Below are 19951 nucleotides of genomic sequence, written 5' to 3' on the forward strand. Positions count from 1 at the left end.
CTGAGGCAACCGGCACAGGAATCACTGCATGAACAGCCGTTTCAAGGCCTGGCGTCACCCACTGATCACGACCCTGCCATTGCTGGCCATTCTTGCCGGCTGCACCGGTGGCGACAGCGCCAAGCCGAAAACCCATCCGCTGGCCACTTATTCCACCGCGACGTGGGAAGCACTGCCGGCGGTGTCCGATAGCGATCTGGTCGCCGGTTTCGGTTCGTGGCGCAGCGCCTGTACTCGACTCAAGGCCGATCCGGTCTGGGGCACTACCTGCGCAGCGGCAGCCAACGTGCCGCAGAACGCCAACGAGATCCGCGCCTTTCTCAAACAGAATCTTGATGTCTTCGGCCTGCGCGCCGAGAACGACAACCCCAACGGTCTGATCACTGGCTACTACGAGCCGGTCTACCCCGGCAGCCTTACGCCAACCGAAACGGCGAACGTACCGGTTTACGGCGTGCCCGAGGACATGATCATTGTTTCGCTGGACAGCATTTATCCGGAGCTTAAAGGCAAGCGCCTGCGCGGGCGCCTGGAAGGTCGGGTGCTCAAGCCGTACGACGACTCTGCGACCATTGAATCGAAAGGCGTGAAAGCACCGGTGGTGGCCTACCTTACCGATCCGATGAACCTGCAATTTCTGCAGATCCAGGGTTCCGGGCGGATCCAGACACAAGACGGGAAACAGCTCCGCATCGCCTACGCCGACCAAAACGGCCATCCGTACCGGCCCATCGGCCGCTGGCTGGTCGAGCAAGGCGAGCTGAAAAAAGAAGACGTGACCATGGGCGCGATCAGCAACTGGGCCAAGGCCAACCCGTCGCGCATCCCGGAACTGCTGGGCAGCAACCCGAGCTACGTGTTCTTCACCCGTAACCCCGACAGCAACGAAGGCCCGCGCGGATCGCTGAACGTGCCACTCACGGCCGGCTATAGCGCTGCAGTGGATCGCAAGGTTATTCCGTTGGGCAGCCTGTTGTGGCTATCGACCACTCGCCCGGATGGCACGGCACTGGTGCGGCCAGTGGCAGCGCAGGATACCGGCGGTGCGATTGCCGGCGAGGTGCGTGCGGATCTGTTCTGGGGCACCGGTGATGCGGCCGGGCAATTGGCCGGGGACATGAAACAGCAGGGGCAGATCTGGATGCTCTGGCCAAAAGGCGCGACGTTGCCGCAAGTGCCGCAGGTGGCAGATACGCCATAAAAGCAAAAGATCGCCGCCTGCGGCAGCGCCTACAGGGAAACGCGAAGTCCTCTGTAGGAGCTGCCGCAGGCTGCGATCTCTTGATCCTGTTTTTCTACACGGACACAAAGAAGAACGAAGCAATCAGCCCCATCCCCACAAACCACACCAGCGAACGCAGAACCGCCCAGTCCGCCAGGTAGCAGATGATGTACAGCAGGCGACTGGTGATAAACAGTACCGCCAGCACATTCACCGTCACCAGCTCCGCAGTCCCCACCAGATGCGCGACGATCACCGCCACGGCAAACGCCGGCATCACTTCGAAACTGTTCAGTTGCGCCGCATGCGCCCGCCGGGCCACACCATCAACGCTGTCGAGAAAATCCCGGGGATCGTGATTGTCACTCAGCCTGAAACCGCCCGAGGCCTTGGCCACAATCGTGCACACATACGGCAAGAAGATCGCGATCAACACACACCACAGAGCCACCGTCATAACGCCGTCCTTTTTTCGAGTTATAGAATTCGCGGGCGGTCAGAACTTCATCACCAGCATGCCGATCAGCACCAACCCACAGGCTAAGAGCCGTGGCCGGCCAAAAGGTTCTTTCAGGTAGCGCATGCCGAACAGCACCACCAGAATCACACTGATCTCGCGCAACGCCGCCGCTTCCGCAATCGAGCCCAACTGCATCGCCCATAGCACCAGAGCGTAGCTGAACAACACGCAGAATCCGACCGTCAGCCCCAGCTTCCATTGTTCACGCCAGAACTGCATGAACGCCGGGCGTTTGGCGACCCACGCCAGCAGCGGAAACGGCCAGGCGCTGAGCAGCGTGACCCAGACCAGATAATCCAGCGGATGCGACCAGCGCCGCAGCGCCTGCCCATCGATGTAGGTGTAGCTACCGATGCACAGGCCAATCAGCGCCACCACCGGCAGCATTGACCATGGCAAATGCTTCCCGCCACCGCCCTGCCACAGCAGGCAAACCATGCCCAATGGAATCAGCATGATCCCGAAGATCTGCTGCGTGGTCAGCACTTCGCCGGCAAAAATCAGGGTCAGCGCCAGCACCACCAGCGGCGACAAACCACGCATCAACGGATAGACCAGCCCGAGGTCGCCGACCCGATAGGCCTGAATCAGCAGATAGCGATAGAGCAACTCGAAGGCTGCCGAAGCGAGAATCCACGGCCAGATCTGCGCAGGCGGCAAACTCACGAAGGGCAGCGCAATGGCGACAACCAGCAGCGCCACGGTGTCCATGCACGCCACCACCAGCAGCCGTTCGGCGCTGAATTTGATCAGGGTATTCCACGCCGCATGCAACAGCGCCGCCACCAACACCAGAGCTGTCGCCAACACGTTTCACTCCTTGATTTTTATGGTTGACCCTACACCAATGTGTGCGGCTGACCAACTGAGGGGACACAGTTGTGTCCCCGCCCCGAATCAACCCATCCAACCCTTGCCCCGAAGAATCGGTGCGCTGTCTTTCCACTCCTCATCCAAAGGACCCCGGATGCTTGAACTCGTAGCCGCTTTCATCTGCCTCACCACCCTCCTCACCTTCGTCAATTTCCGCTTCATCGGCCTGCCACCCACCATCGGCGTGATGGTCACCGCTCTGCTGTTCTCCCTGCTGCTGCAAGGCCTGAGCCTGCTCGGCTATCCAGGCCTCGAAGAACGCGTGGAACAACTGATCGGCCAGATCGACTTCGGCGATCTGCTGATGAACTGGATGCTCTCGTTCCTGTTGTTCGCCGGCGCCCTGCACGTCAACCTGAACGACCTGCGCAGCTACCGCTGGCCCATCGGCCTGCTGGCAACCTTCGGTGTGTTGATCGCCACCGCCGTGATCGGCAGCCTCGCCTATTACATTTTTGCCCTGTTCGGCTGGCACGTGAGCTTCCTCTACTGCCTGCTTTTCGGCGCACTGATTTCCCCGACCGACCCGATCGCGGTGCTCGGCGTATTGCGTACCGCCAACGCTTCGAAACCACTGAAAACCACGATCGTCGGCGAGTCACTGTTCAACGACGGCACTGCGGTTGTGGTATTCACCGTGTTGCTGGGCATCGCCCAACTCGGCGAGACCCCGACCGTCGGCGCCACCGCCATGCTGTTCGCTCACGAAGCCATCGGCGGTGTGCTGTTCGGTGGGCTGATCGGTTATCTGGTCTACCTGATGATCAAGAGCATCGAGCAACACCAGATCGAAGTGATGCTGACCCTGGCACTGGTGATCGGCGGTTCGGCGATGGCGTCCGAGCTGCACGTCTCCGCGCCGATTGCGATGGTGGTCGCCGGTCTGATCATCGGTAACCTGGGCCGCAACCTGGCGATGAATGACATGACGCGCAAATACCTCGACGGCTTCTGGGAGCTGCTCGATGACATGCTCAACGCGCTGCTGTTTGCGTTGATCGGTATGGAACTGTTGCTGCTGCCGTTCAACTGGTTGCATGTGGCAGCGGCAAGTTTGCTGGCGGTGGCGATTCTGTTGTCACGTCTGCTGACCGTGGCCCCGGCGATCCTGCTGCTGCGGCGCTGGCGCACAGTGCCGAGCGGCACCATCCGGATCCTGACGTGGGGCGGTTTGCGCGGTGGTGTTTCGGTGGCACTGGCGCTGGCCCTGCCGCTGGGCGCGGAACGTGATCTGCTGCTGAGCATCACCTACATCGTGGTGCTGTCGTCGATCCTGTTGCAGGGTCTGACCATCGGCAAACTGGTCAAGCACGCGACTCGCAACGAGCCGGGTGATGTGACGCAACCCGCACACTGACGCCTCAACGCGGCACCGTCGCGGAGTCCTTCACGACGCACTGCCCAGCAGGTCAAGCAGATGCCGCATCGCCAACGGGCGGTGCGGTGTCGAACCATGCATCACCACCAACTCCCGCGTGTAACGCTGCCCGCCGCCCACCGGCATGACGCACAAGCCGTCCAGTGCCATCCCTGCCCATTGCGGCACCAGCGATACGCCCATCCCCTGTGCGACCAGCATGACGATGGTCTCCAGCGCATCCAGTTCGCACAGCACATTCGGCTCGATCACCTGTTCATCGAGGTAGCGCTGGGCAATCTGCCCACCCCAAGAGCGCGCGTCATAACGAATGAATGGATGTTCGCGCAGCAGCGCTTCAAGTGACTGCCCGGCATGCCTGGCCGGGGCAACCAGAATCAGCGGCTCGACCTTGAGCACAGTCAGCGCCAAGGCTTTCGGCGGCTGGAACGGTGGCCTGACCAGAATCGCCGCGTCCAGCTCCCCAGCGAGCACCTTCTCATAAAGACTTTTTGAATCGCCGGGGGTGATCTTCAGCTTTAAATCCGGTGCCGAAAGCGCCAGTCGCTCGATCAAGCCCGGCAACACGCCGGTCAGCGCGGTGGAAATTGCGCCGATTGTCACTTCACCGAACAGCCCATCGTGGTGCAGGTCGCCGTGTAACTCCTGCGCCAGTTCGATGATCGCCCTGATCTTCGGCAGGATCAGCAAGCATTGGTCCGAGGGCCGGGCGGCGTGCGCGGTACGCAGCAGTAACGTGCAACCCAGCGCGCGTTCGAGCGCCTGGACACGCTGACTGATTGCTGCTGCGGTGCGATTTTCTCGCCGCGCGGCCGCCGCAATCGAACCGGCTTCAACCACCGCGACCAGACTGTTCAAGAACCTGACATCCATAAGTTTTCCTTTCGCTCAGAACAAGGCGAAGCCGTTATGCCCCGCCGCACGGTCTGTTTACCCTGAGCGCTCCTTCACTTGGGGACATCACATGAACAGACCTTTTCACGCTGCATACCATGTTTGCGACCTGGAACAGGCGCGGACTTTTTATCGAGATGTGTTGGGCTGCACCGAAGGCCGCAGTACAGAGACCTGGGTCGACTTCGATTTTTTCGGCAACCAGATCTCGCTGCACGTGGGCACACCCTTTGCCACCACGCGCACCGGCCAAGTCGGCGAGCATAAAGTGTTGATGCCGCACATTGGCGTCGTGCTGCCGCTGGAGGAGTGGCTGGCGTTGGCCGAGCGCCTGAACCGCCTCGGCACTGCTTTTGAAATTCCACCAGTAATCCGCTTCGCCGGCGAACCCGGCGAGCAGCGCACGATGTTCTTTCTCGACCCCAGCGGCAACCCGATTGAGGTCAAGGGATTCAAGGATTTCGCCGGTCTTTTCGCACACTGAGCTTCCCCCAACAAACACAAGAAAAAAGGGGCAAAACATGACTACCAGGAAACCTACCAGCCTTGTCACCCGCATCATGATCGGGCTGGCGGCCGGAATAATCGTCGGCATCCTTCTCAACCAGTTTCCCGAACACAAGCTCTGGTTCATCGACAACCTGCTGCAACCGGCAGGCGATCTGTTCATCAGACTGATGAAGATGATCGTCGTACCGCTGGTCTTTGCGTGCATGGTAGTCGGCATTGCCGGGGCAGGCAGCACCAAGGCTCTGGGGCGAGTCGGGATCAAGACGCTGGTGTATTTCTTCACGATCACCAGCATCGCCATTGTCTTCGGCCTGATCGTCGGCAATGTATTCCAACCGGGTGCTGGAGCCGACTTCAGCAGCACCCTGCAATCACCGGTAAGCGGTCTGGTCAGCACGGGCGAAACGCAGAACCTGGGCCGCACCCTGGTCAACATCGTTCCGGACAACATCGTGCTGGCCATGTCCCAGGGCAAACTGCTGTCAGTGCTGTTTTTCGCCATCCTGTTCGGCTGCGCCTTGTCGATGCTGCCAGAGCAGCAAAAAGCACCGTTGATCGCCGTGATGCAGGCAGTCTCGGACACCATGTTCAAGGTCACGCATCTGGTCATGCACTATTCGCCGATCGGGATCTTCGGCCTGATCGGGGTGACCGTGGCCAGTTTCGGTCTCAGTGCCTTGCTGCCGCTGGCCAAGCTGATTGGTATCACCTATGTGGCGGTACTTCTGTTCGCGCTGTGCGTGCTGGGAGTGGTGGCGCGAATGGCCGGGGTCCGGTTTTTCCACCTTGTGCGAGAGATCCGCAGTGAGCTGCTACTGGCTTACAGCAGCGCCGCCTCGGCCACGGTGATGCCGCAACTGATCGAGAAAATGGAGCGATATGGGGCGCCACGCCCAATCACCAGCATGGTCATTCCACTGGGTTACTCGTTCAATCTCGACGGCGCTTCACTGTTCGCCGGGCTGGGCACGCTGTTCATCGCCCAGGCCTACGGCATCGACCTGGGTCTGGCCGATCAGGCGATGCTGGTGCTGATCATGGTGTTGACGTCCAAAGGCGCGGCGGGGGTTCCGGGCTTCATGTTCATCATCCTGACCGCCACCCTGACCGCCGCCGGCTTGCCAGTGGAAGGCGTGGCCATCATCGCCGGTGTCTACCGATTGATGGACATGCCGGTGACCGCGCTCAATGTGTTGGGCAACGCCTTGGCGCCGCTGGTCATCGCTCGCTGGGAAGGACAGCTCAAGGCCCCTGAGAGCGAGCCGGTTACAGAACCGCTCAGCCCGCCGTTCAAGGCCTGAAACTATTGCGTCTTGCGGTCGGAATCATCGTCGCGGGGTTCGCCAGTGTCTGGTTTATCAGCCTTTGGCGCCCCGCTCTCGCTGCGTATCTGTGCATGACTGATCAGGGCAAAAATGAAGCTGCCGCCGATGATGTTGCCCGCCAAGGTCGGCCCGGCGAACACCATCCAGAAATCACTCCACGGCAATTCGCCGGCAAACACCAGATATGACACTTCTGCCGAACCCACCACGATGTGGGTGAAATCGCCGAGCGCCATGAGGTAGGTGATGAGGATAATGATCCACATCTTCGCGCTCTCCATGGACGGGATCATCCAGACCATGGTGGCGATCATCCAGCCGGAAATAATGCCTTTGGCGAACATCTGACTGGCATGGTTTTCCATGACCTTGCGGCCGATTTCGAGAAAGGCGTGGTCCGTCTTGGTGTCGAAGATCGGCAGTTCCAGCATCACGTACGCCACCAGAATCGTGCCGCACAGATTGCCAAACAGCACCACCGTCCAAAGGCGGATCAGCCGGCCGAAATTGAGCAGGGTCGGTTTGGTCATCACTGGCAGCACGGCAGTCAGGGTGTTTTCGGTGAACAGTTGCTGGCGGGCGAGAATCACCGCGAGAAAGCCTGCGCAGTAGCCGAAACTGGCAATCACCTTGAATTCGTCGCCGTCGGGCAACCGCGAGGTGAGCAGCCCCATCCCCATCAGCGACAGGCCCATGGTCAGGCCGGCGGCGAGTGCCGACCACCATAGTGCGGCGATGCTGCGCTCCAATTCCTGATCGCCTTGGGAGCGGATGATTTCATGCAGAACCGCCGCGCGGGGCGGCTGGCTTTTCTCGACTTCGTGTTGCTCTTTGGCCGAGAGGTCGGGGGTCTTGCCGTCTGTCGGAGTGGTCATGGCGTGGGAACCGGTTGGGGGCTTTTAGCTACGACCCTTGCCGTTCGGAATACGTTCTGTAGGGGCTCGCATTACTCGCTGACTGATTCATCTTCCTTGAACTGATCTTTGACGTACCTGATCTCCGTGCGCCCGTGCGGTGCCGGCAAGCCGTCTTCGCCCAGATTCACGAAAACCATTTTCTCGACGGTGAGAATGCTCTTGCGGGTGATCTTGTTGCGCACTTCACAGGTCAGCGTGATCGAGGTGCGGCCGAACTCGGTGGCGGTGATGCCCAGTTCGATGATGTCGCCCTGGCGCGAGGCGCTGACGAAGTTGATTTCGGAGATGTACTTGGTCACCACGCGCTGATTGCCCAACTGAACGATGGCGTAGATGGCCGCCTCTTCGTCGATCCAGCGCAGCAGGCTACCGCCGAACAGGGTGCCGTTGGGGTTCAGGTCTTCGGGTTTTACCCATTTGCGGGTGTGGAAATTCATGTTCACTCCTGAGCGTTTGCCGAAAGATGTGCGCCATCTTGGCAGACCGAGCGGTCAGGCTCCATGCGGCTTCGACTATGGTCGCCATTAGCGATCTTCATTTGGCCGACAGAAACCCTTTGGAAGATCAGTCTAGACGGCTATAATCGCCCCCGTTTCAAAACGGTAACCTTCACTTGCTACCGTTTTCCCGCCACCTGTCCGAGGGGCGCTGCAGCAGGTTCATCCTGTCAGGCTCGGATGGGGCGTTGACTGGCCTTGGCCGGACACTAAACGCACAACGGCGCCCATTCGCATACATTACGAATGGAGGCTCTTCATGAGCGCTGTTACCACGCCTGCAGATTTTACCGATTACAAAGTTGCCGACATGTCCCTGGCTGCCTGGGGCCGTCGCGAAACCATCATCGCCGAATCGGAAATGCCGGCCCTGATGGGTCTGCGTCGCAAGTACGCCGGCGAACAGCCGTTGAAAGGCGCCAAGATCCTCGGCTGCATCCACATGACCATTCAGACTGCCGTGCTGATCGAAACCCTGGTTGCCCTGGGTGCCGAAGTTCGCTGGTCGTCCTGCAACATTTTCTCGACTCAGGATCAGGCTGCTGCCGCTATCGCTGCTGCCGGCATCCCGGTTTTCGCCTGGAAAGGCGAGACTGAAGAAGAGTACGAGTGGTGCCTGGAGCAGACCATCCTGAAGGATGGCCAGCCATGGGACACCAACATGATCCTCGACGACGGCGGCGACCTGACCGAGCTGCTGCACAAGAAATACCCACAGGTGCTGGATCGCGTTCACGGCGTGACCGAAGAAACCACCACCGGCGTACACCGTCTGCTGGACATGCTGGCCAAGGGCGAGCTGAAAATCCCGGCCATCAACGTCAACGACTCGGTGACCAAGTCCAAGAACGACAACAAGTACGGCTGCCGTCACAGCCTGAACGATGCGATCAAGCGCGGTACCGACCACCTGCTGTCCGGCAAGCAAGCGCTGGTCATCGGTTACGGTGACGTGGGCAAGGGCTCGGCTCAGTCCCTGCGTCAGGAAGGCATGATCGTTAAAGTTTCCGAAGTTGACCCGATCTGCGCCATGCAAGCGTGCATGGACGGTTTCGAACTGGTTTCGCCGTTCATCGACGGTATCAACGACGGTTCCGAAGCAAGCATCGACAAAGCGCTGCTGGGCAAGATCGACCTGATCGTGACCACCACCGGTAACGTCAATGTTTGCGACTCCAACATGCTCAAAGCCCTGAAGAAGCGCGCTGTTGTCTGCAACATCGGTCACTTCGACAACGAAATCGACACTGCTTTCATGCGCAAGAACTGGGCATGGGAAGAAGTGAAGCCACAGGTACACAAGATCCACCGCACCGGTGCTGGCGCGTTCGACGCACAGAACGACGACTACCTGATCCTGCTGGCCGAAGGCCGTCTGGTGAACCTGGGCAACGCCACGGGTCACCCGAGCCGCATCATGGACGGTTCGTTCGCCAACCAGGTGCTGGCGCAAATCTTCCTGTTTGGCCAGAAGTACGCCGACCTGTCGCCAGCCCAGAAAGCCGAGCGTCTGACCGTTGAAGTACTGCCGAAGAAACTCGACGAAGAAGTGGCCCTGGAAATGGTTCGCGGCTTCGGCGGCGTGGTCACTCAACTGACCAAGCAACAGGCTGACTACATCGGCGTGACCGTCGAAGGCCCGTTCAAGCCGCACGCTTACCGCTACTGATTGGCTGAGCGTCAACGCGGTGTGCCTGGCGCACCGCGTTGCCTGACTGGCGCTGCTGACCGCTCTGTGTAGGAGCTGCCGCAGGCTGCGATCTTTTGATTTTCAAAGATCGCAGCCTGCGGCAGCTCCTACAGGGGTGCAGCGTCCGGCTTACGTGTTTCCAAGGGTATGACCATGTCCCAAGACCGTCGCTACAGCTTCGAGTTCTTCCCGACCAAGACCGATGCTGGGCATGAAAAGCTGCTCAACGTTGCCCGTCAGTTGGCAACGTACAATCCCGATTTCTTCTCCTGCACCTATGGCGCTGGTGGTTCGACCCGTGATCGCACCCTCAACACCGTTTTGCAACTGGAAAGCGAAGTCAAAGTACCCGCCGCACCGCACCTGTCGTGCGTCGGCGACAGCAAGGACGACCTGCGCGGCCTGCTGAACGAGTACAAGGCTGCCGGCATCAAGCGCATCGTCGCCCTGCGTGGTGATCTGCCGTCCGGCATGGGCATGACCAGCGGTGAGCTGCGTCACGCCAATGAACTGGTTGAATTCATTCGTGAAGAAACCGGCGATCATTTCCACATCGAAGTTGCCGCTTACCCGGAGATGCATCCGCAGGCGCGCAATTACGAAGACGATCTCGCCAATTTCGTGCGCAAGGCCCGCGCCGGCGCCGACAGCGCGATCACCCAGTACTTCTTCAACGCCGACAGCTACTTCTACTTCGTCGACCGTTTGCAGGCGCTGGGCGTGGATATTCCGGTGGTGCCGGGGATCATGCCGATCACCAACTACAGCAAACTCGCGCGCTTCTCCGATGCCTGCGGTGCGGAAATCCCGCGCTGGATCCGCAAGCAACTGGAAGCCTACGGCGACGACAGCCAAAGCATTCAGCGCTTTGGCGAGCAAGTCGTCAGCGAAATGTGCGAACGCCTGCTTCAGGGCGGCGCACCAGGGCTGCACTTCTATTCCATGAACCAGGCCGAACCTAGCCTGGCGATCTGGAATAACCTGAAGTTGCCGCGCTAAACGCTACAAGCAAGATCAAAAGATCGCAGCCTTCGGCAACTCCTACAGGGGTTGTTGTGGCTGCGATTTTTTGCGTTTGAATCCCCGAATTAGAGCCTGTGCTGTCACTTTCTGGCTCTTTGCGGTTTCTCGTCGTAATCTCAAGCCATGCCTTTGATCACGCAATTATTCGCCGTGCTGGTTTTTGCTTGCCTGAGCTTCGCCGCTCGGGGCGAGAAGTTGCGTATTGTCACCGAGCCGTGGGCGCCTTATGTCTATGAGGAGAACGGCAAGAACCTCGGGCTGGACTACGAAACCACGGCCATCGTGTTCAAGCGCCTGGGCATTGAGGTCGAATGGCAATTCCTGCCGTGGAAGCGTTGTCTGTCGATGCTTGAAACCGGTCAGGCTGATGGCGCACTGGACATTTTTCACAGCGACGAGCGCGACGCCACCCTGCTCTACCCCAGCGAACCGCTGTCGGACGTCGAGTTCGTGATGTTCTACGCCAACGACCGGCCGCACCCGTTCAGCACACTTGAAGAGCTCAAAGGCCTGACCATCGGCACCTCGCCGGGTTATCTGTACAGCCCCGACTTCAGCGAATCGACTCTGTTCACCCGCGAACCGGCGCCGACCCACGAAGCCAATTTCGGAAAACTGGTGCGCGGGCGTATCGATTTGCTGATTACTGATCGCCGCGTCGGCCAGCATTTGCTCGATCAGTTGAATATCCGTGACCAGATCAGCGAAAACCCCACTGTCATTAGCCGTCAGAGCCAATTTCTTGCGGTTCGGCGCAATGCTGGTATGGATTTACTGGTGCAGCGTTTTGGCGCCGAGCTCAAGCGATTCAAGCGTGAACCGGCCTATGCCGAGCTGAGCGCGCGTTATGGCGCAGCGCCAACCGGAGCCACGCCACTGGGGAATGTCTCGGCGAGCAGCAAAACCGTTGAGCAGCAGGAAAGCAGCGCGCAGTGATTGCTCTGTTATACTCCGGCGTTCCCGCCAGGCTCACGCCCGGACGCCCGGAACCGTAACAGGCCTCTCGACCCGCTACAGCGCAGCTTTCAGCCCGCGCGAGCACTCCAGACGTGCCTTCGGAACCGCAGCAGGACCGGACGGGATTGCGTCCTCTTAAACGCTATTCGCGCCAGGCAAGACTCCCATTGGGCCAAGCCCTAACTAAAACAGGATTACTCATGTCCTTTGCTTCCCTCGGTCTCTCCGAGGCTTTAGTCCGCGCCATCGAAGATGCGGGCTATACCGAGCCTACTCCGGTGCAACAGCGGGCCATTCCCGCCGTGTTGCAAGGTCGCGACCTGATGGTTGCGGCTCAGACAGGTACTGGTAAAACCGGCGGTTTCGCCCTTCCGATTCTGGAGCGGTTGTTCCCTAACGGTCACCCGGACAAATCCCAGCGTCACGGCCCGCGCCAACCACGCGTACTGGTCCTGACCCCGACCCGCGAACTCGCGGCCCAGGTTCACGAGAGCTTCAAGATCTACGCCCGTGACCTGAAATTCGTCAGCGCCTGCATTTTTGGCGGCGTCGGCATGAACCCGCAGGTTCAGGCCATGTCCCGTGGCGTTGACGTCCTCGTTGCTTGCCCGGGTCGTTTGCTCGACCTGTGCGGCCAGGGCAGCGTCGATCTGTCCCACGTCGAAATTCTTGTGCTCGACGAAGCCGACCGCATGCTCGACATGGGCTTCGTCCATGACGTGAAGAAAGTCCTCGCGCGTCTGCCGGCCAAGCGCCAGAACCTGCTGTTCTCGGCAACGTTCTCCAAAGACATCACCGACCTCGCCGGCAAACTGCTGCACAACCCGGAACGCATCGAGGTGACGCCGCCGAACACCACGGTCGAGCGCATCGAGCAACGCGTGTTCCGTCTGCCGGCCAGCCACAAGCGTGCACTGCTGGCGCACCTGATCACCGCAGGCGCCTGGGAGCAGGTGCTGGTGTTCACCCGCACCAAGCACGGCGCCAACCGTCTGGCCGAGTACCTGGACAAGCACGGCCTGCCGGCTGTGGCGATCCACGGCAACAAGAGCCAGAACGCCCGCACCAAAGCCCTGGCCGACTTCAAGGCTGGCGAAGTGCGCATTCTGGTAGCGACCGACATCGCCGCTCGCGGTCTGGACATCGACCAGTTGCCACACGTGGTCAACTTCGAACTGCCGAACGTCGATGAAGATTACGTACACCGTATCGGCCGTACTGGCCGCGCCGGTCGTTCGGGTGAGGCGATCTCGCTGGTAGCACCGGACGAAGAAAAGCTGCTGAAAAGCATCGAGCGCATGACCAAGCAGAAGATTGCCGATGGCAACCTGATGGGCTTCGACTCGAGCACCATTGAAGCCGAGAAGCCGGAAGTGCGTGAGCGTCCGGACGTGCGCAACCCGCGCAATCCTCGCGGCCCACGCGGCGACGGCCCGAATGGCGGCGGCGGTGGCGGCGGTCGTAAAGACAAAGGCAAGGACAAGGGCAAGGAAAAACCGGCCGGCGAACGTGGCGAGCGTCCTGCCCGTCAGCAGAAGCCGCGCGAAGGCACCCCGGCCCGTGAACAGCGTCAGCCATCGCAGCCGCCACGCGCCGCTGCCGATCGTGCACCGGACGAGTTCCTCGACGACGATGTCGATAACTTCGGTAACCGCGTTGATTACGTTCCTCAAGCCAAACCGGCTCAGGGCCGTGGTCGCCGTCCGGGTGCTCCGGCACAAGGCACGACAGCGGGTGCAGGTGCTCCGCGCAGCGGCAGCGGTAAGCCTCAGGGTCGTCAAAGCGGCCCACGCAGCAGCGATGGCGCCACCACCGGCACTCCGCCGGCCAAGCGCAACGGCCCGCGCAGCGGTGCTCCACGTGACGGCCAGGCCCGTCGCGAAGAGTCCCGCAACCGTCGCCCGGCTCGCACCGACGACCAGCCGCGTTCGGAACCTGCCGTGCAAAATCCGCGCGGCCCGGCACCGAAGATCATTCACAAGGAGTCAAAAACCGATCGTTTCCCGACTCCTGAGCAACTTGATCAACTGCCAGGCCGTCCGCGCGGCGAGAAACCAGCGTTGCTGACCCGCAACCGCTGATTTAACGCAGCCATAAAAAATGCCCCTGATCGCGAGATCAGGGGCATTTTTTTGTCCGTCGCGAAAGTTATTTCGCTTTGACACCTTCAAACGTGATGTACAGATCGACGTTATCGGACTGTGGACCCAGAACCATCATCTTGCCGAAATCAGAGCGCTTGATGCTGGTAGTGCCTTCGAAACCGGCACGGTAGCCGCCCCATGGATCCTTGCCTTCACCCAGGAAAGTGGCCTTGACCACGATTGGCTTGGTCACGCCGTGAAAGGTCAGGTCGCCGGTCACGTCAGCAGTGACCTTGCCGTCGGCATTCTTGCCGGTTGGCTTGACGCTGGTAGAGACGAAGGTCGCTTTGGCGAACTTGCTCACGTCCAGGAAGTCAGCGCTGGCGATGTGTTTGTCGCGCTCGGCATGGTTGGTGAATACGCTGGCGGTATTGACGTTGAACTCGATTTTGCTGTCTTCAGGCTTGGCAGCGTCAAAGCTGAACTTGCCGTCGATGTCTTTGAAAGTACCGGTGATGAAGCTGTAGCCCAGGTGGCTGATCTTGAAGTCAACGAAGGCGTGCTGACCTTCTTTGTCGACGGTGTAGTCAGCGGCCATTACGTTGGCGGACAGCACGGCAGAACCGATTGCCAGAGCGGCCAGAGTCTTTTTCAACATGCTTTCTTTTCCTTTGAGTCGAGGTTGAACTTCAGGCTTTGCGACCCAGCATTCGAGTGAGGGTCGCATCACGATCGATAAAGTGGTGCTTCAATGCTGCCAACGCATGGAGACCGGAAAAAATTACCAGCGCCCACGCCAGCCAGAGATGAATCACCCCAGCGGTATCTGCCTGATCCGGTAGCCCGGAAACCAGTGCAGGAACTTCAAACAGGCCAAACACCGGAATCCCGACACCGTCTGCGGTGGAAATCAGGTAACCGGCAAGCATCACAGCGAACAGCCCTACATACAGAAACCCGTGGCCGAACCTGGCGCCGATACGAGTCATGCGGCTGTAGCTTTGCAGCGTTGGCGGCGGTGGGCTGATAAAGCGCCACAACACCCGCAACACCATCACACCCAGCAGCACCAGACCGATGCTCTTGTGTAGATCCGGCGCGTCTTTGCGCCAGCTGCTGTAGTAATCCAGCCCAACCATCCACAGACCCAGCGCGAACAGTCCGAAGACCACCAGCGCCACGCCCCAGTGCATGAAGATGCTGACCCAACCATAGCGCGAAGAAGAGTTACGTAGCTGCATTGCCCAAATCCTGTGAGAACTGCGAACCAAGACTAGCGAGTTATCTATCGAATTAAAGCGGAAAATTTCGCTTTGAAATATCGAGAAATACGATGAAGAGTTTGAAAGTGACGTGTTAAGGAAAGATTAAACGCGATTTTGACGTGGCGTGGTTCAAAAAGGCTGGCAGATCCTCCCCCGCTTTTCTCCGGCGTGATCCGAGGCATGGGCCTCGCCAGTCGGTTCTCAATACACCACCACGAAGGACAAAAATTTTAACTGTATATATATGTATTGCAGATTGCGAATTTGAACCTGATCAAATGAAACCTCAGTCATTCATTTAACAGGTGAAAACATGGCACTACGATACACTCCCTTTCAAGCAAGTGGATCGCCGGTATTACCTCCTAATCAAACGATGACAGCGGGGCAATACCTGCAATCCGAAAATGGACGATTCCGTCTGCTATTGCAGAGTGATGGAAATCTAGTAATTAAAGATGGAGAGGCTGTCGCCTGGATTGCAGATAGCAATCAGGCTTACAGTAAAACACTCCATCAAAAGAGAATGCGCGAGCCTCTGCAATTCGTCATCAGTAATAACGGTTTCCTATACGATCCTTCGCGAAAGCGTTTATGGATCGCGGAAGGCAACCACAGCACAGATAAATCACTTTGGTACAACGCTCACCTCATCCTTCAGGATGATGGAAATCTAGTGATCTATGACGGACGAACGGGGAAACTGTGTTGGGCCCGCTGGGGGTTTGTCCCTGGTAGATTTCCTAAGCCAAAGCCGCTCAAGGTCTTGTTTCAGGGTATTCCAATTTTCATATGGGATCTCCCATGACCTTCAAACCTTGAGTGCTTAAACTAATACTCCGAGAGTATGCGGCTAATTGACCGAGCACTCCGGCTTAAACGGATCCATTTTGCATTTGTGTGCTAATTCAGGATCATTCCTAGGTATCATCGGAATTTTTAATGGGTCTCTGTGCTCACCTAATACACACCCAGCAAGTGCAACTAACAGAATCAGCAATATCGTTATTTTCATAGATGCTCCAAGTTTTTTTGGAGCCTATGGCGTGCGCCAAGCTGCGATCAATCAATCCTTTCCGAATAATTTGTGGGATGTTTCCGATATCTGTGAAGGATCGCCGGCATTGGGCAAAAAAAACGTGATTTCCACTCATCTGATCGCGAATGAACGCGAAAAAAAACGCGGCCCATTTGGCCGCGTTTTTTGTTGAAGCGAAGGCTTACTGCGCCTTGGTCTCTGTCGTTGCAGCAGGCTTGGCCGCGGGTTTCTTCGCCGGCTCAGCCTTTTTTACCGCCGGTTTGGCCGGAGCTTTTTTCGCTTCGGTCTTGGCCGCCGGCTTCTTCGCCACAGGCTTGGCCGCTGCTTTCTTGGCTGGCTCGGCTTTTACCGGGGCCGCTGGTTTCGGTGCTTCCACCGGAGCTGGCGCAGGTGCCGGGGTTGGCGCAGGCGCTGGAGCAACGGGTGCTGGAGCCGGCTCCGGGGCCTTGGCTGGCTCTGGCTTCTTGTCGTCATCCGAACCGCCGAACAGGTTGCTGAAGAAGTTGCCCTTCTTCGCCGCCACGGCACCCGCCGCGCCTGCCGCTGCAGCGGCCGGAACCACTTTGGCCGGTTCGAACGACTTGCCTGCCGCCAGATCTTCAACCTGGCTGGCCGCACGCTGACCAGTGCGCAGAGCGCCTTCCAGCGTGCCCGGGTACAAGGTGTCGGTGTGTTCACCGGCGAACGCTACGCGTTGCAGCGGACGTTCCCAGATACGCCAGAACTTGCTGATCTGGCCCGGGCCGTAGGCCAGGTAAGCGCCGCCCATCGACGGGTCGGTGCTGTAGCGACGAATTTCATAACCGGTGAACGAGCCACGGGCCTGTGGATAAAACGCGTGCAGACGGATCAGCACCTGATCGACCATCTGTTTGTCGCCGAACGCCTGCATCACACGGGAGTTGTCGCCGGACAGGTTGATCACCACGTTGGCGCCGCCCTTCAGCGCCGGCTCGATCCAGAGCATGCCCAGACCTGCGTTGCTGTAGATTTCGCCGGACATACGCGCCTTGCTTTCCCAAACCGGCGTCTTGAACTTCAACATGATCTGGTCGCGCCAGCCGTAGTTGGTGCCCTTGATCGCCGCCATATGCTGGGCATCCAGCGCAGGCGTCAGCTGAATCTTGCTCAGCGCACGCAGCGGCACGGCCAACACCACGTAATCGGCCTGATAACCGACACTGCCGACCTTGACGGTCACGCCATCCTTGTCCTGGCTGATGGCCGATACCGGTGAGTTGGTCTTGATGGTCTTGATCTGTTTGACGAAGGCCTGCGCCAGCACCTGGCTGCCGCCGACCAGACGCGAGGCGCGCAGGTCACGGTCGGAGATGCCGCGATAGACGCGGTTCTGCTGGGCGAAATACAACAGCGACAGACGCGATGGTTCGTCGTAGTGAGTGCGGATGTCCTGGTTGATCAACTGGCGCGCAGTGGCTGGCAGGTTTTGCTTGTCGAGCCAGTTCGACACGTTGATCTGGTCCAGCGCGTGCAGGGTGCTGGTCGCCGCCGGGTTTTGCGGATCGTCGATAGAACGCGCCAGATCATCGAGGGTTTTCTGGTAGCGCTTCAAGGCATCGGCAGTGGCCGGTTGCTTGGTCGCCAGATCAGCGGCGGAGAAATACTCGCCGTCGATCAGATAACCCGGGGTGCGCACGAATTCCGGTGCCGGCGTAGTGCCCAGTTTGAAGGTCGAGACGTACTTGTTCAGCACCGGCTGCGTCTTGTCGTTGCCGATCCATTCGCTGGTGGCCATGCCCGAGCGACCGCCCATGCCTGGCTTGGCTTCCAGCAGCGTCACCTGCCAGCCTTTGTTTTGCAGCTCATAAGCAGCGGTCAGACCCGAAAGGCCGCCACCGATCACGATTGCGGTTTTATCCTTGGCCAGCGCCGTAACGCTGAACAGCCCCAACATCACCAGCGCACAGGCGCGCAGCCAACCGACAGACATTCAGCGAACTCCGGAAAACACATAGGAAAAAGCAGTTTTGCGGGTCAGACGACCCAAAGAACCGCGAAGAATACGTTAGCCATCAAAACGCCGCCAGCGACGTCTATCGGCTCATACAAAGTAGCTCAATCGACACAATGGGTTGTCCCCGCGCGATGCATTGCATAGGCTTGCGCGATTGTTCGCCCGCGCCTGACGCGAGCCGCCTCGAGGAGACTGAAAATGGGCCTGAATAACCAGTGGATGCAACGCGATCTCGCGGTGCTGTGGCATCCCTGCACCCAGATGAAAGACCACGAACAGCTGCCGCTGATCCCGATCAAGCGCGGCGAAGGCGTCTGGCTCGAAGACTTCGAAGGCAAGCGCTACCTCGACGCGGTCAGCTCCTGGTGGGTCAACGTGTTCGGCCACGCCAACCCGCGAATCAACCAGCGCATCAAGGATCAGGTCGATCAGTTGGAGCACGTGATTCTCGCCGGCTTCAGCCATCAACCGGTGATCGAGCTGTCCGAGCGTCTGGTAAAGATGACGCCGCAAGGCCTGAACCGGGTGTTCTACGCCGATAACGGTTCGTCCTGCATCGAAGTCGCGCTGAAAATGAGCTTTCACTACTGGCTCAATCGCGGCCAGCCAAACAAGAAGCGCTTCGTTACCCTGACCAACAGCTACCACGGCGAGACCATGGCGGCGATGGCAGTCGGTGACGTGCCGCTGTTCACCGAAACCTATAAAGCCCTGCTGATGGACACCATCAAGGTGCCGAGCCCGGATTGCTACCTGCGCCCCGAAGGCATGAGCTGGGAAGAACACTCGCGCAATATGTTCGCGGCGATGGAACAGACACTGGCTGAGAATCACGACAGCGTTGCAGCCGTGATCGTCGAACCGTTGATCCAGGGCGCCGGCGGCATGCGCATGTATCACCCGGTGTATCTCAAGCTGCTGCGCGAAGCCTGCGACCGTTATGGCGTGCACCTGATCCACGACGAAATCGCCGTCGGCTTTGGCCGCACCGGCACCATGTTCGCCTGTGAACAGGCCGGTATCCGTCCGGACTTCCTCTGCCTGTCCAAGGCCCTGACCGGCGGCTACCTGCCGCTGGCGGCGTGCCTGACCACCGACGAGGTCTACAGCGCGTTCTACGACGACTATCCGACCCTGCGCGCCTTCCTCCACTCGCACAGCTACACCGGCAACCCACTGGCCTGTGCGGCTGCGTTGGCGACGCTGGATATCTTCGAGCAGGACAACGTGATCGAGAACAACAAGGCGCTCGCCCAACGCATGGCGTCGGCCACCGCGCACCTGGTCGACCACCCAAACGTGTCGGAAGTGCGCCAGACCGGCATGGTGCTGGCCATCGAGATGGTCAAGGATAAAGCCACCAAAGAGGCCTACCCTTGGCAGGAACGTCGCGGCTTGAAGGTGTTCCAGCATGCGCTGGAGCGTGGCGCGTTGCTGCGTCCGCTGGGCAGCGTGGTGTATTTCCTGCCGCCCTACGTGATTACCCCGGAGCAGATCGACTTCCTCGCCGACGTCGCCAGCGAAGGCATCGACATCGCTACGCGTGAGAGCGTCAGCGTGGCGGTGCCGAAAGATTTCCATCCCGGTTTCCGTGATCCGGGCTGATTGGATTGATGGTTTGACTAGAACCCTGTGGCGAGGGGATTCATCCCCGATGGGTGGCGAAGCCGCCCCAATCCCTGATCGCACTTTTCAACTGAAGAACTCGGTTGCTGATTTTGGGGGCGCTCCGCGCCCCATCGGGGATAAATCCCCTCGCCACATAAGCTCTGTACCACAGCG

The 19951-nt window shown here is 59.3% G+C and carries 19 protein-coding genes and 1 riboswitch; of the genes, 11 read left to right on the top strand and 8 right to left on the bottom strand.

Features of this window, described 5'->3' with window-relative positions; translation table 11 throughout:
- The first annotated feature begins 28 nt into the window (after positions 1-28).
- A complete protein-coding gene (mltA, locus tag ACA074_RS26000) occupies positions 29-1201 on the top strand; it encodes a murein transglycosylase A (RefSeq protein WP_497678026.1) in 1173 nt (390 codons plus the stop codon).
- Positions 1202-1295: 94 nt separating this feature from the next.
- On the opposite strand, the gene ACA074_RS26005 is transcribed toward mltA, so the two are convergent.
- Both ACA074_RS26005 and ACA074_RS26010 read right to left on the bottom strand, forming a co-directional pair.
- The gene (locus ACA074_RS26005; RefSeq protein WP_497678027.1) at positions 1296-1679 is read right to left on the bottom strand and encodes an MAPEG family protein; all 384 of its coding nucleotides are present in this window, start codon (positions 1677-1679) and stop codon (positions 1296-1298) included.
- 39 nt (positions 1680-1718) lie between these two features.
- Positions 1719-2552, bottom strand: coding sequence for an EamA family transporter (locus tag ACA074_RS26010; RefSeq protein ID WP_497678028.1), 834 nt, complete (start codon positions 2550-2552; stop codon positions 1719-1721).
- Positions 2553-2709: 157 nt separating this feature from the next.
- Here ACA074_RS26010 and ACA074_RS26015 point away from each other — a divergent pair, with 157 nt between their 5' ends.
- Entirely contained in the window at positions 2710-3972 is a 1263-nt protein-coding gene (locus tag ACA074_RS26015) for a cation:proton antiporter (protein WP_187679711.1), read from the top strand.
- Between the two features lie 30 nt (positions 3973-4002).
- Here the strand turns inward: ACA074_RS26015 and ACA074_RS26020 are convergent, their stop codons facing one another.
- The gene (locus ACA074_RS26020) at positions 4003-4866 is read right to left on the bottom strand and encodes a LysR family transcriptional regulator (RefSeq protein WP_401272044.1); all 864 of its coding nucleotides are present in this window, start codon (positions 4864-4866) and stop codon (positions 4003-4005) included.
- 91 nt (positions 4867-4957) lie between these two features.
- On the opposite strand from ACA074_RS26020, the gene ACA074_RS26025 reads away from it, so the two are divergent.
- Both ACA074_RS26025 and ACA074_RS26030 read left to right on the top strand, forming a co-directional pair.
- Positions 4958-5371, top strand: coding sequence for a VOC family protein (locus tag ACA074_RS26025; protein WP_497678029.1), 414 nt, complete (start codon positions 4958-4960; stop codon positions 5369-5371).
- 37 nt (positions 5372-5408) lie between these two features.
- Positions 5409-6698, top strand: coding sequence for a cation:dicarboxylate symporter family transporter (locus ACA074_RS26030; protein WP_401272045.1), 1290 nt, complete (start codon positions 5409-5411; stop codon positions 6696-6698).
- A gap of 2 nt (positions 6699-6700) precedes the next feature.
- Here ACA074_RS26030 and ACA074_RS26035 read toward each other — a convergent pair whose 3' ends face one another.
- Complete coding sequence (locus tag ACA074_RS26035; protein WP_187679714.1) at positions 6701-7597, bottom strand: formate/nitrite transporter family protein; 897 nt, start codon at positions 7595-7597, stop codon at positions 6701-6703.
- 71 nt (positions 7598-7668) lie between these two features.
- Complete coding sequence (locus ACA074_RS26040; RefSeq protein ID WP_187679715.1) at positions 7669-8076, bottom strand: acyl-CoA thioesterase; 408 nt, start codon at positions 8074-8076, stop codon at positions 7669-7671.
- Positions 8077-8273: 197 nt separating this feature from the next.
- Positions 8274-8372, top strand: a riboswitch (S-adenosyl-L-homocysteine riboswitch).
- Between the two features lie 23 nt (positions 8373-8395).
- Here ACA074_RS26040 and ahcY point away from each other — a divergent pair.
- From ahcY to rhlE2, 4 genes are all read left to right on the top strand, one after another.
- Positions 8396-9805 carry an adenosylhomocysteinase gene (gene ahcY, locus ACA074_RS26045; protein WP_187679716.1) on the top strand — a complete coding sequence of 470 codons (1410 nt, stop codon included), beginning with the start codon at positions 8396-8398 and terminating at the stop codon, positions 9803-9805.
- A gap of 174 nt (positions 9806-9979) precedes the next feature.
- Positions 9980-10825: a methylenetetrahydrofolate reductase [NAD(P)H] gene (gene metF / locus ACA074_RS26050; protein WP_003229047.1), complete on the top strand. Its 846-nt coding sequence runs from the start codon at positions 9980-9982 to the stop codon at positions 10823-10825.
- Positions 10826-10972: 147 nt separating this feature from the next.
- On the top strand, positions 10973-11785 hold the full coding sequence (locus ACA074_RS26055) for a substrate-binding periplasmic protein (RefSeq protein WP_187679007.1): 813 nt from the start codon (positions 10973-10975) through the stop codon (positions 11783-11785).
- 221 nt (positions 11786-12006) lie between these two features.
- A complete protein-coding gene (gene rhlE2 / locus ACA074_RS26060; protein WP_401269299.1) occupies positions 12007-13887 on the top strand; it encodes an RNA helicase RhlE2 in 1881 nt (626 codons plus the stop codon).
- Positions 13888-13954: 67 nt separating this feature from the next.
- Here rhlE2 and ACA074_RS26065 read toward each other — a convergent pair whose 3' ends face one another.
- Both ACA074_RS26065 and ACA074_RS26070 read right to left on the bottom strand, forming a co-directional pair.
- Positions 13955-14548 (bottom strand): YceI family protein, encoded by a 594-nt coding sequence (locus tag ACA074_RS26065; protein WP_401269302.1) that lies wholly within the window; start codon positions 14546-14548, stop codon positions 13955-13957.
- A gap of 31 nt (positions 14549-14579) precedes the next feature.
- Entirely contained in the window at positions 14580-15131 is a 552-nt protein-coding gene (locus ACA074_RS26070; RefSeq protein WP_401269305.1) for a cytochrome b, read from the bottom strand.
- Positions 15132-15468: 337 nt separating this feature from the next.
- On the opposite strand from ACA074_RS26070, the gene llpB reads away from it, so the two are divergent.
- Positions 15469-15963: a lectin-like bacteriocin LlpB gene (gene llpB / locus ACA074_RS26075; protein ID WP_497678030.1), complete on the top strand. Its 495-nt coding sequence runs from the start codon at positions 15469-15471 to the stop codon at positions 15961-15963.
- A 49-nt stretch (positions 15964-16012) separates the two neighbouring features.
- On the top strand, positions 16013-16366 hold the full coding sequence (locus tag ACA074_RS26080) for a hypothetical protein (protein WP_497678031.1): 354 nt from the start codon (positions 16013-16015) through the stop codon (positions 16364-16366).
- Positions 16367-16375: 9 nt separating this feature from the next.
- On the opposite strand, the gene ACA074_RS26085 is transcribed toward ACA074_RS26080, so the two are convergent.
- Positions 16376-18145, bottom strand: coding sequence for a flavin monoamine oxidase family protein (locus ACA074_RS26085; RefSeq protein WP_497678032.1), 1770 nt, complete (start codon positions 18143-18145; stop codon positions 16376-16378).
- 222 nt (positions 18146-18367) lie between these two features.
- On the opposite strand from ACA074_RS26085, the gene ACA074_RS26090 reads away from it, so the two are divergent.
- The gene (locus ACA074_RS26090) at positions 18368-19774 is read left to right on the top strand and encodes an adenosylmethionine--8-amino-7-oxononanoate transaminase (protein WP_497658244.1); all 1407 of its coding nucleotides are present in this window, start codon (positions 18368-18370) and stop codon (positions 19772-19774) included.
- Positions 19775-19951: the final 177 nt, after the last annotated feature.

Source organism: Pseudomonas sp. LBUM1655 (assembly GCF_059716085.1).

Excerpts from the sequence above, each read along its gene's own strand:
- mltA (WP_497678026.1), top strand. The coding sequence starts at position 29 with ATGAACAGCCGTTTCAAGGCCTGGCGTCACCCACTGATCACGACCCTG.
- ACA074_RS26070 (WP_401269305.1), bottom strand. The coding sequence starts at position 15,131 with ATGCAGCTACGTAACTCTTCTTCGCGCTATGGTTGGGTCAGCATCTTC.
- ACA074_RS26040 (WP_187679715.1), bottom strand. The coding sequence starts at position 8,076 with ATGAATTTCCACACCCGCAAATGGGTAAAACCCGAAGACCTGAACCCC.
- llpB (WP_497678030.1), top strand. The coding sequence starts at position 15,469 with ATGGCACTACGATACACTCCCTTTCAAGCAAGTGGATCGCCGGTATTA.
- ACA074_RS26090 (WP_497658244.1), top strand. The coding sequence starts at position 18,368 with ATGGGCCTGAATAACCAGTGGATGCAACGCGATCTCGCGGTGCTGTGG.
- ACA074_RS26025 (WP_497678029.1), top strand. The coding sequence starts at position 4,958 with ATGAACAGACCTTTTCACGCTGCATACCATGTTTGCGACCTGGAACAG.
- ACA074_RS26085 (WP_497678032.1), bottom strand. The coding sequence starts at position 18,145 with ATGTCTGTCGGTTGGCTGCGCGCCTGTGCGCTGGTGATGTTGGGGCTG.
- ACA074_RS26035 (WP_187679714.1), bottom strand. The coding sequence starts at position 7,597 with ATGACCACTCCGACAGACGGCAAGACCCCCGACCTCTCGGCCAAAGAG.
- ACA074_RS26020 (WP_401272044.1), bottom strand. The coding sequence starts at position 4,866 with ATGGATGTCAGGTTCTTGAACAGTCTGGTCGCGGTGGTTGAAGCCGGT.
- ACA074_RS26030 (WP_401272045.1), top strand. The coding sequence starts at position 5,409 with ATGACTACCAGGAAACCTACCAGCCTTGTCACCCGCATCATGATCGGG.
- ACA074_RS26015 (WP_187679711.1), top strand. The coding sequence starts at position 2,710 with ATGCTTGAACTCGTAGCCGCTTTCATCTGCCTCACCACCCTCCTCACC.
- ACA074_RS26055 (WP_187679007.1), top strand. The coding sequence starts at position 10,973 with ATGCCTTTGATCACGCAATTATTCGCCGTGCTGGTTTTTGCTTGCCTG.
- metF (WP_003229047.1), top strand. The coding sequence starts at position 9,980 with ATGTCCCAAGACCGTCGCTACAGCTTCGAGTTCTTCCCGACCAAGACC.
- rhlE2 (WP_401269299.1), top strand. The coding sequence starts at position 12,007 with ATGTCCTTTGCTTCCCTCGGTCTCTCCGAGGCTTTAGTCCGCGCCATC.
- ahcY (WP_187679716.1), top strand. The coding sequence starts at position 8,396 with ATGAGCGCTGTTACCACGCCTGCAGATTTTACCGATTACAAAGTTGCC.
- ACA074_RS26005 (WP_497678027.1), bottom strand. The coding sequence starts at position 1,679 with ATGACGGTGGCTCTGTGGTGTGTGTTGATCGCGATCTTCTTGCCGTAT.
- ACA074_RS26065 (WP_401269302.1), bottom strand. The coding sequence starts at position 14,548 with ATGTTGAAAAAGACTCTGGCCGCTCTGGCAATCGGTTCTGCCGTGCTG.